General features: G+C 65.3%; 4 protein-coding genes. 2 read left to right on the top strand and 2 right to left on the bottom strand.

Annotated elements, in window-relative coordinates:
- A partial coding sequence (locus ACE5C1_RS00455) for a TonB-dependent receptor plug domain-containing protein (RefSeq protein WP_374942097.1) occupies positions 1-678 on the bottom strand: 678 nt, incomplete at its 3' end.
- A gap of 222 nt (positions 679-900) precedes the next feature.
- Entirely contained in the window at positions 901-1,899 is a 999-nt protein-coding gene (locus ACE5C1_RS00450; RefSeq protein WP_374942096.1) for a LacI family DNA-binding transcriptional regulator, read from the bottom strand.
- 175 nt (positions 1,900-2,074) lie between these two features.
- Here ACE5C1_RS00450 and ACE5C1_RS00445 point away from each other — a divergent pair, with 175 nt between their 5' ends.
- The gene (locus tag ACE5C1_RS00445) at positions 2,075-2,695 is read left to right on the top strand and encodes a GDSL-type esterase/lipase family protein (RefSeq protein ID WP_374942095.1); all 621 of its coding nucleotides are present in this window, start codon (positions 2,075-2,077) and stop codon (positions 2,693-2,695) included.
- A 34-nt stretch (positions 2,696-2,729) separates the two neighbouring features.
- A partial coding sequence (locus ACE5C1_RS00440; protein ID WP_374942094.1) for a hypothetical protein occupies positions 2,730-3,055 on the top strand: 326 nt, incomplete at its 3' end.

Raw genomic sequence — 3,055 nt, 5'->3', positions numbered from 1 at the left:
CAGTGCGAGCAAGTCGCTGATCGGCAGGTTGATCATCGCGTCGCCCTGCACGGTATCGTAATTGCCGTAGATCAGGTTGCCCGCGGCCTGGAACTCGGACGCGGGCCGGTTGGTGATGACGTTGATGAGGCCCGCGGTCGTATTGCGGCCGTACAGCGTCCCCTGCGGTCCGCGCAGCACTTCGACGCGGGCGACGTCGAAGAAGCTGACCTCCTGCGCCTGGGGCCGCGCCAGGTACACGCCGTCGAGCAGGAACGCGGCGGAAGGATCGCCTTTCTCACTGTTGTCGCTGGACGACACGCCGCGGATCGTGATCTGCAATCCTTGGTTGCGCACGATCGAGAGGTTCGGCACCTGCTCCTCCAGCCGCGTCGGATTGGTGACACCTTGCGAGCGCAGTGCGTCGCCGTCGATTGCGGACAGGGCGATAGGGGTCTTCGACGCCAGGCTGCTGGTGCGTTGCGCCGTGACGACAATGTCGCCTTGCGCTGCAGCAGCGTCCTCCTGCAGCTCCTGCGGCCTCGCCTCGGTGTTGGTCTGCTGCGGGACGCCCTGCTGCTGGCTGGCGTTGGCGGCCTGATCCTGCGCCGAATCGTCCGGGGCGACCTGAGCCGCGGCCGGAACTGCGGACATCAGCACGATGGCCAATGTCAGTAGCGAAACACGATTGCGTCCCATGATTCTCTCCCTCTGGTTCTTCGCCGCCGCCCGTCGATGCGTCGCCGACGGGTGCCGGCGACAACTACCTTCAGCTTGTCGACGTGCGGCGCCGATCTTCTGCTGACGCGCGTCAGTTACAGTATGCAATAGTTTGTGCAAGAGCCGCTCAGAGCCGCATGAGATCACAAGTCGATCAGAAGATGCACAACCGGCCCACGCATCGGCCGGGCACGGCCGTTTTCAGGTGGAGGCGCGCTGCACCAGCGACACCAGGGTGGACGCCGTGGCCGAGTCGCCGGTCGTGTAACCCAGCGCCTGCAGCAGGACGTCCAGCGACAGCCCGACCAGCCCGCCCTGGTCGAACGCGATCGTCGTCAGCGCGGGGTCGGCGACGAGGCCGATCGGGTCCGCGTCAACGCCGATCAGCGCCAGATCCGCCGGGCACCGCAGGCCGGCCGCACGGATGCCGTGTTGCACGATCAGCGCCACCCGATCGTTGAACGCGCAGACCGCCTCCACCCCGGCGTCGTGCCAGCCGGCGACGATCTGACGCGCATCCGATCCATCGGTCGCCAGCTCGGCGACAAGCAGTTCGTCAAGCCCGCGCGAGGCGGTGGCGGCCCGCACCGCCTCGCATCGGGCGGTCGCCAGCCACCGATCATCTTGAGCGGTGGGCATGGCGAAGGCGAGCCGGCGATAGCCGCGCGATATCAGATGAGCGACCTGCGCGTCGCCGACGGTGAGGTACAATGCGCTCAGCGCGGCGCTTTGGATGTTCAGGTGCGGGATCCTGGCCTTGGTCAGCGCCGCCATGGCCGTGCGACTCAGCGGCGTCTGGCTGACCACCGCCACCGGACGGACGTCGTTGATGGCGTTGACCACCGCCTTGGATCCCGGCTCATCGAAGATCACCGACTGGATGAGGCCGTAGCTTGTCAGCACTTTACTGAGCTGGCGGATAATCGCAGTCCCGAATTCGCCGAGCTTCGGATCAGTGACGACGTTCAGCACGGTGCCGCTGTCGCCGGCGGCCAGATTGCGCGCGGCCAGGTTCGGCCGATAGCCGAGCTCCGCCGCGGCCTTGAGAACCTCCTCGCGCGTCTTGGCCGAGATCGTCTGGCTGGAGGTGTTGTTGAGCACGTAGCTGACCGTTGCCCGGGAGACGTTGGCCCGCTTGGCCACGTCGGCGCTGGTCGGGCGCCGCGCGGGGACTTCCCGGCCTTTGTCGGCGTTTGACAAACAATCCTCCAAGAAATAGAACGCTACTTACACGTGTCAGTAGATGCCGGGGCGGCATGCGCTGTATGCCAGTGGGAAGATGATTGTCCATGTGCCTTCCGAGTTTCCATATCGTCCCTCCGGCAGTCGCCGAACAGCTGAAGTTGCGTGTCCGCACCGGTGGCCTCGCCGGCTGATGCCCCTCGTCGCGCGAACATTGCTGAAGCTGATCGACCCGTATCTCGACAAGATGCAGCACATGCGCCGGTCGCAGTTCGAGGTCGCCGCGCCGATCGATACCGATCTGCTTTTCCTGGGCGACAGCATCACCGAATACGGCCTGTGGAACGAGTGGTTCCCCGACCGTGCCGTCGTCAACCGCGGCATCGCCGGGGACACCAGCCAGGGCGTGCTGGATCGTCTCGGCCATTCTCTCGGTCGCCAGCGCCTGTTGTTCCTGCTCATCGGTACCAACGATCTCACGCGCGACGTGCCGCTCCAGCGTATCGGCGCGAATGTTCAGGCCATCATCGAGCGTTGCCTTGCGGGTGCGCCCGGCACTCTCCTGTACCTTCAGAGCGTCACGCCCCGTGCCGCTTCCTATCGACACAAGGTAGAGGCTCTCAACGGCATCTACCGCGAAATCGCCACGGCGACGGGCGCGACCTTCGTCGACCTGTTCCAGATCCTGGCCGGGAACTGCGGTGAGATTCTCGACAGATACAGTGCCGACAACCTTCATCTCACCGGCGCGGCTTATCGCGCGTGGGTCGAGGTGATCCGACCCTATGTCGATGCCGAGTTCAGTCACCGTTAGATTGATGCAACCCCAAACTTTAGAAGGAAAGAGCATGCCCCTGTTGTCCAAGCTCAACGCCCTGGCCGCGACCACCGTTCTCGGCGCCACGCTGATCGCCGCGCCCGTAGCACTGGCGCAATCGACTCCTGCTCCCGCCGCAACCCCGGCGGCCACTCCGACGCACTACACCACTTCGGACACGACGGTGGGGACGCTTCTCGACGACCCGGCCGCCAAGGCTGTGGTGGCCAAGTACCTCCCGGACATCATCAACAACCCGCAGGTCGAGCGAGCACGCGGCATCACGCTCAAGCAGATGCAGACCTACGTTCCGGACTCCGTGCCCGACGCGGTGCTGGCCAAGATCGACGCCGACCT

Origin of the sequence: Sphingomonas sp., from assembly GCF_964263785.1 — a bacterium.
Taxonomy (GTDB): Bacteria; Pseudomonadota; Alphaproteobacteria; order Sphingomonadales; family Sphingomonadaceae; genus Sphingomonas.
This window is presented reverse-complemented; position numbering and strand designations above follow the sequence as displayed.

Bases quoted from the DNA above. Each gene is read 5' to 3' on its own strand.
- ACE5C1_RS00445 (WP_374942095.1), top strand. From the start codon at position 2,075: ATGCCCCTCGTCGCGCGAACATTGCTGAAGCTGATCGACCCGTATCTC.